A 7062-nucleotide genomic window follows, 5' to 3' on the forward strand; every position below is an offset into this window, starting at 1 on the left:
GTTGGCACGCTCTGGATAATCGCATCCACGGAAGCGGGAGCGCTGACCATGGTTGACCCCCTCCAAATAGTTGATGCTACGAACCGCGCATTGCGTCATCTTGAGGCGCCCGTCTGGCCTTTCCCATCGGCGGATGCGCAGGCTGCCGACGTTCTCAAGCCAACCCCCGGCCAGAACGTCGGCAGCCAATCCGCTCAGGTCTACCGATATCGCTGGGACGGCCATGGCCGCAAAGGCCAGCGCTGTTGGGTCTTCGCGCGCGGCACGATGAACAGCGTCGATCTCGAGTTCGAGGCCGGCTTTCGCATGGTCTCCTCCGGCAACGCGCTGAGGAGGGCATAGCCATGGCGCGCGCTCAGGTTCAGCGCGTCTTCGTCGATCGAAAGACGGCCGCTGAGATGCTGATGATCAGCRTCGATACCTTCGACACATGGCTTCGCGCTGACTTCATCCCACAGCCGCARATCGATCGCGGSCAAATCTCTTGAGTCGAAGCTTGCCGGGGAGCCGGCACCTAATCGACKRTCTGAGGGGTCAATGGGGAGCCTCGCACATCTGATCCCTTGCAAACCTCGGACTCGGCAGATCAGGCAACAGGTCATGGGCCCGATCTTGCCAGATGTCCCGGACTCTGCCCTCGTGAAGTCAGCGCCGCTTTGCCGCGATGACCTCAATTTCCACGAGCCAGCCCGGCCAGACAAGGCTGGTGACCTGGGCACGTGTGCGGACCGGAATATTGGGGTTCYGGGATGTGCCAAAGAATTCGAGATAGGCTTTCGAGAAGGCCTGAAAATCGGCTTTGCCGYCTTTCGCAGGATCGCCGACGAGGAAAGCCTGCATCTTGACGACATCGCTCATCGCAAATCCGCGCTTGGCGAGCGTGGTAGCGATGTCTTTGAGTATCYCTCGCGTCTGCGTCTCGGTGTCGCCGTAGGCGGCGACGGTGTCATCTGGAACCGTCGCGTCGACGATCGGCGGAGTCACGCCGCTCAGCATCAGAAGRTCGGTCCCCGAGGGAACCAGCAGCGATTCCAGGAACTGGTTCTTGTACGGCGATGMGTCATTCAAGTGGAAACGTTCGATATCGGCACTCATGGCAACCTGTGTTCCTGTCAACAGCCATACGRCGGCGAAGGCCTTGAAGCCCGGCATGGTTGTCCCCTCGTTTCGTTGCCTGAAGCAGCACCGAAGCAGAGCCGGTTCACAATCGAAAAAATAGCCGCTTATCTATGAGGCTGGCTCATGCATCATCGCTGGCAGCGCCTCCCGYGCCCGGAAGGCCTCGGCGAGYGCCCAGGAGCGGAACTGTTGAACGTGGCGCTCATCCAGCCGTGTCTCGTGGATCAGCAGATAGTACTCGCCTGCGCTTTCTAGATCGCCGGCCACCGGCATGACGAGCCCCCGCATCCCGTCCGGATGCGCCAGCACGATGTCGGGCACGAGCGCGATGCCGCGGCCCTGCCGTGCCGCATCCAGCGACATGAAGAAATGTCCGAACTGCAGCGTCTGCTCGATCTCGACCGCTGCGCGGACGCCATGGGCCTTGAGCCAATCCGGCCAGGCATGGCGGCGCGTCGAAGTATGGATCAGCGGCCAGCGCACCAGATCGACCGGAGTGATCTCCGTTTCGCCGATCAGGCCCGGTGAACAGACCGGCACGAGCCGATCCGGGAAGAGTTCGTCGGCATGGACCCCGTCCCAACGCGTCAGCATCGACAATTCAATGCGCGGTTGGTTGCGCTCATAGTGCCGACCCGGCAGGCGGCCGACACGGATCGCGACATCCGCGTCGTGCGCGAGCAGGTCGGCCGGCTCGATCGACGAGACGACGCGCAGCTCGATCTCCGGGTGCTGGCTGGTGAAGTGATGRAGCCGCGGCATCAGCCAGACCGAGGCGATCGTCGGCAGKACGGACACCGTCAGCGTCGCTCGGTCGCGGCGGCGGGTGAAACGGCCGGCGGCRCGCTCGAGCTCGTCGAGCATGCTYTCCACGCTCTGGAAGAACTGCTCACCCTCGGCGGTGAGCTCGATCCTGCGGGTCAGGCGGTGAAAAAGCTCCTGCCCGAGATGGAGAGGTGCCGCGCAGCGGCGTCAAAGCCCCGCAGCGCATTCAACGGCGGCARTCGCCTCTTTCGCATGCATCACCTCWCTCATGCATGAGAGTAGATCATGCATGAGCGCCGAACAATTCGTTTGTGACGATCGAGCGGCAGTCCCATCGTCACGACAACACCGGTGCAGCCGAAAGGCCCGCTTCAGGTGAATGGGGAATTGCCGATGACGATCGAGCCAGCGATCGCGCTCGCCATGCGCGACATCGCCAAACGCTATGGCGCGACCTGTGCGCTGCGCAGCGCTGATCTCACGCTGCGCGCCGGTCGCGTCCATGCACTCCTCGGCGAGAACGGCGCCGGCAAGTCGACCTTGGTCAAGATCATCGTCGGCGCGGTGAAACCTGACAGCGGCGGCGTCTCCCTTGGTGGGAATCCRGCTGCCTTCCACTCGGTGGCCGAGGCGATCGCCGCTGGGATCGTACCGATCTACCAGCATCTCAGCCTGTTTCCCGAGCTCTCCGTCCTCGACAATCTCTCTGCCTTCCAGCTCGCCGCCGGCCGGGCCGGCCTCAGCGGCAGGGCACTGGTGYCGCGCGRCGAGGCCAAGGCGKGGCTCGCCCGGGTCGGGCTCGACCTCGATCTCGATCGCCCGGTTTCGTCGCTCTCGCTCGGYGARCGCCRATTGCTCGAGATCGCCCGCGGCGTCGGTCGGAATTGCCGGATCCTGGTCCTCGACGAACCTACGGCAGCGCTGAACGGCGCAGAGGCCGACCGGCTCTTCGCSGTGGTCCGCGACCTCTGCACGCAGGGTGCAGCCGTCCTTTTCATCTCGCACAAATTCGACGAGATCGAGCGTCTCGCCGACGAGGTCACGGTGCTGCGCGACGGCGCGACCGTAATCGACGCCGCCCCGATCGGCCGGCATGACCGCGCCACGCTGGTCAAGGCGATGCTSGGCATGCAYATCGAGCACGAGCATCGTTCCGGCAGCGCCCGGACGGAGCCTGTCCTGACTGCAGTCAATGTGCGCATGGCGACCGGCCACAGCCTCGATCTCTCGGTGCGCGCCGGCGAAATCGTCGGCCTTGCCGGACTGGTCGGCTCCGGAGCGCTTGCCATCGCCGCCACCATGGCCGGCGCCGCGCCCGGCACAGGCGAGATCGCCGTCGGCGAGCGGCGCTTCGCGCTTGGAGACCGGCGTGAAGCCGTCCGGCTCGGCGTCGCCTATGTCCCGGCCGACCGCCATGCCGAGGGGCTGTTTCCTCCGGTCAGCGCGATCGGCAACGCCTCCGCCAGCGCCCTGTCGCGTTTCTCCGCCCGCGGCCTTCTCGGCAAGGCACGCGAACGCACGGCGATCGAGCCGCTGCTGCGSCGCCTGCACCTKCATCCSGCCCGTCCTGATGCCGAGGCCGCAAGCTTCAGCGGCGGCAATCAGCAGAAGCTGCTGATCGCGCGTTGCCTTGCKCTGCCGGACCTGCGGGCGCTGRTCCTGCTCGAGCCGACGCGCGGTGTCGATGTCGCCGCMCGCGCCATGATCCATCGCGCCGTCATTGAGATGGCCCGCAGCGGCGTCSCTGTCCTGATCGCATCGAGCGATCTCGATGAGCTGACCGCGCTCTGCGACCGTTACCTCGTGGTCCGCGACGRGGTGATTGCCAAGGAATTGCCCGGCGACGCCTCGACCGAGACGATCATGGCCGCGCTCGCCGGAAAGGCCGCCGCATGAGCAGTTTCCCTCTCGGCGACCGGGGCCCGTCCRGCATGSCCGCCTTTCTGCGCCCGCCCGCCATTCTGATCGTGACGGCGCTGCTCTTCGGRCTGGCGGCCCTYGCGGTGCCGCGCTTCGGCWCGCTCGGCAATGTCGAGAACGTCCTGCGCATCGCTGCGATCCTCGGCATCGTCGCCTGCGGCCAGGCTATCGTCGTCATCCTCGCCGGCATCGAGTTCTCCTTCGGCGCCTCCGCGGCGCTGGCGAGCGTCGTCATSGTCATGGCCCTGCCGACAATCGGCGTCGTCGGTGCCTTCCTCCTCGGCAGCCTGCTSATCGTCGCGATCGGGATGATCAACGGCCTGCTCGTCGCCCGCTTTTCCGTGCSGCCGGTGATCGCGACGCTKGGCATGCTGATGATCGCCTCGGGCCTCGCTGCCTGGCTCGCCGGCGGGCTGCCGATCGATGCGCCGCCCTCGRACGCCTTCTCCTTCCCRGCCCGCGGCCGTGTCTTCGGCATCCCCGTGCCGATCCTGTGTGCCGCCATCGCCTTCGCCGCACTGCATCTGCTGCTGGCGGAGACCCGGCTCGGGCGCGGCTGGTATCTGGTCGGCGCCAATGCGACGGCCGCCAGGCTCGCCGGACTGTCCGTGCCTCGCCTCGTCTTTGCCGGTTATGCCGTGGCCGGCCTGTTCTGCGCGCTCGGCGCCGTGATCCTGACCAGCCGCGTCGCCTCGGGCCAGCCCATGCTYGCGCCGAACCTSCCCTTCGAGACCATCGCCGCCTGCGCCGTCGGCGGGCTGCCACTCGGCGGCGGGCGCGGCAATGTCCTGCAGGTCGCCTGCGGCGTGCTGATCGTCGCCATGCTCAACAACATCGTGGTGCTGCTCAACCTGCCGACGGCCTACCAGCTCATCCTGCTCGGCATACTCGTCATCGGCGCCGTTTTGCTCCAGCGCGACTGGGCCTTCCTCGGCAAYGCRGTCCGCGTGCTKACCAMTGGGAGGCGCGGATGAACCAGATCATCGCKCCCCGCCTCCTGGTCGCCCCTGCCGGCATCCTCGCCGCCAGCCTGATCTTCGCTGCGATCGCACCCGGCTTCCTCTCGCTCGGCAATGCCGCCAGCATCGCCGGCCAGGCYTGGGTCCTCGTCYTGCTCGCAACCGGCCAGATGTTCGCCCTTGCCGCTCGCGGCTTCGACATCTCGGTCGGCGCGATCGCSGCGCTCGCGGGAACGCTCGCCGCCATGGCRGCCAACRGCTTCGGGCTGGCGGGTCTGATTGTCGCCCCRCTGGTCGGCCTGGCCTGCGGCACGCTGAATGGCTGGCTCGTCGGCCGCCTTGCCCTCCAGCCCATCGTCGCGACGCTCGGCTCACTCGTCGCGCTGAAGGGCRTCGCCTTGCTGGTCAGCGATGATGGCCAGGCCGTGCCGCTCGCCGAGGCCGGCCATGCCACCAGCCTCGCCTTCGATCCCGCGCTCGGCCTGCCGCCSTTCGCCTGGCTCGCCCTKGCCTGCGTCCTCGGCGCCCAGTTCCTCCTGRGCCATGCCACGCTCGGCAAGCGCATCCTGATGCTCGGCGCCAATCCCGAAGCCGTKGGCCTGGTCGGCGCCGATGCCGGCGCGCTCCAAATCCGCGCCTACCAGCTCTGCGGCCTCTTCGCCGGCCTGGCAGGCGCGCTGATGACGGCCCGGGCCGGCGCCGGCCTGCCGACCGAAGGCGCCGGCATGGAGTTGCAGGCGATCGCCGCSGCGATCATCGGCGGGACYGCTTTGTCGGGTGGCGTCGCCAACGCCATCGCGGTCGCGGCCGGTGCCTTCTTTGTCCAGGTCGTGCTGACCGGGCTCAACCTCACCGGTKTCTCGCCCTTCCTGGCGCAGGTCACCGTCGGCCTCGTCATCCTCGGCTCCGGCCTGATGGATACCGCCCTCCGCTCGCTTCTCACCCGCAACCGCCAGCCCAAGGACGTATCGCCATGACATTCCTGTCCCGCCGTAGCCTCCTGCTCGCCTCGATCGCTGCCTCAGCGCTGGCGCAGCCGGCCCTCGCCCAGGAGAAGACGATCGGCATCGCCGTGCCCAACCTCGCCTCCTCCTTCTGGATCTCGGCCGTCTACGGCATGGAGAGCGAGGCGAAGGCGGGCGGCGCCAAGGTGCTGAAGCTCAATGCYGGCGGCGACGCCAACGCCTCGCAGCAGATCGCCCAGGTGCAGGACCTGATCCAGCGCAAGGTCGCGGCGATCGTGATCGGCGCCACCAATGGCGATGCGGTGAAGCCGATCGTCGAGCGCGCGATCGAGGCTGGCATCCCGGTCGTCGGCATCTCCTCGCCACCGAACACGCCGAAGCTCGCTTCGCTGGTCAGCGCCGACCATGCCGACATGGGCAAGCTCCAGGCTGAATGCCTTGCCAAGGCGGTCGGCGGCAAGGGCACGATCGCGATGATGGCGGGCCCCGCCGGCCAGGCCTGGTCGGACCTGCGCGCCAAAGGCTTCCGCGAGGCGCTGGCGAAAGCCGCRCCGGACGTCAAGATCGTCGCGGAATCACGCCTCGCCGACAACCGCAATGCCGCGCTCGGCACCGCCGAGGACTGGACGCAGCGCTTCCCCGACCTCGCCGGYATCTATGCGGCGACCGATGACATGGCCGCGGGCGTCGTCTCGGCTTTCAAGTCGGCAGGCAAGCCGGTGAAGGTCTCGGCCTCGAATTTCAGCCCAACCGCCCAGCAGATGCTGAAGGACGGCGACCTCGCCTGCACCTCGATCCAGCAGGTTGTCGCCCAGGGCAAGGCCGCGATGGCGCAGGCGCTGAAGGCCKCAGCCAAGCAACCGGTCGAGGCCCGCGTCGTGCTGCCGGCCCTGCTGGTGACGCGCGAGAACGTCGCGACCGTCGATCTCTCCTCGGTCGTCGCRCCGGCCGATTATCGCCCCTGACGGACGCACGCTCATGCTGCCTACCCCCGGACGCTTCCCCTACTCCCCGATCGTCGACCGGCCGGACTTCACCTGGCCGGGCGGCAAGCGGCTTGCGGTCTATGTCGCGCTCTGCGTCGAGCACTTCGCCTATGGCTCGGGGCTCGGCCTGCCTTATTCGCCCGGGCTCCAGCACCCCAACACCTACAACTGGGCCTGGCGCGAATACGGCAACCGCGTCGGCGGCTGGCGGCTGATCGAGCTGTTCGACGAGTACCGCCTGCCGCTCTCGGTGCTGCTCAACACCGAATGCTACGAGCACTGCCCGGAGCTGGTCGCGGCCCATCGCCGCCGCGGCGACGAGATCGTCGCCCATGGCCGCACCAATTC

General features: G+C 67.5%; 8 protein-coding genes. 6 read left to right on the forward strand and 2 right to left on the reverse strand.

Translation table 11 applies throughout. The features are described from left to right. Nucleotides 1-342 (forward strand): hypothetical protein (locus AB4Y99_RS23550; protein WP_441525026.1); only part of this gene is annotated, 342 nt, incomplete at its 5' end. Between the two features lie 303 nt (nucleotides 343-645). Here AB4Y99_RS23550 and AB4Y99_RS23555 read toward each other — a convergent pair. Then, on the reverse strand, nucleotides 646-1152 hold the full coding sequence (locus AB4Y99_RS23555) for a RidA family protein (protein WP_441525027.1): 507 nt from the start codon (nucleotides 1150-1152) through the stop codon (nucleotides 646-648). 75 nt (nucleotides 1153-1227) lie between these two features. After that, nucleotides 1228-1983 (reverse strand): LysR substrate-binding domain-containing protein, encoded by a 756-nt coding sequence (locus tag AB4Y99_RS23560; RefSeq protein ID WP_441525028.1) that lies wholly within the window; start codon nucleotides 1981-1983, stop codon nucleotides 1228-1230. Nucleotides 1984-2277: 294 nt separating this feature from the next. Between AB4Y99_RS23560 and AB4Y99_RS23565 the strand changes: the two genes are divergently transcribed. From AB4Y99_RS23565 to AB4Y99_RS23585, 5 genes are all read left to right on the forward strand, one after another. Next, entirely contained in the window at nucleotides 2278-3780 is a 1503-nt protein-coding gene (locus AB4Y99_RS23565) for a sugar ABC transporter ATP-binding protein (RefSeq protein ID WP_441525029.1), read from the forward strand. After that, nucleotides 3777-4778, forward strand: coding sequence for an ABC transporter permease (locus tag AB4Y99_RS23570; RefSeq protein ID WP_441525030.1), 1002 nt, complete (start codon nucleotides 3777-3779; stop codon nucleotides 4776-4778). The genes AB4Y99_RS23565 and AB4Y99_RS23570 overlap by 4 nt, the downstream gene beginning before the upstream one ends. Continuing rightward, nucleotides 4775-5740, forward strand: coding sequence for an ABC transporter permease (locus AB4Y99_RS23575; protein WP_441525031.1), 966 nt, complete (start codon nucleotides 4775-4777; stop codon nucleotides 5738-5740). Before AB4Y99_RS23570 ends, AB4Y99_RS23575 begins: the two co-directional genes overlap by 4 nt. Beyond that, nucleotides 5737-6693 (forward strand): TMAO reductase system protein TorT, encoded by a 957-nt coding sequence (locus AB4Y99_RS23580; RefSeq protein WP_441525032.1) that lies wholly within the window; start codon nucleotides 5737-5739, stop codon nucleotides 6691-6693. The genes AB4Y99_RS23575 and AB4Y99_RS23580 overlap by 4 nt, the downstream gene beginning before the upstream one ends. Nucleotides 6694-6706: 13 nt before the next feature. After that, the coding region (locus tag AB4Y99_RS23585) for a polysaccharide deacetylase family protein (RefSeq protein WP_465248678.1) at nucleotides 6707-7062 on the forward strand (356 nt) is incomplete at its 3' end.

It is taken from the genome of Allobosea sp. TAB14 (assembly GCF_052113865.1).
Lineage (GTDB): Bacteria > Pseudomonadota > Alphaproteobacteria > Rhizobiales > Beijerinckiaceae > Allobosea > Allobosea spartocytisi.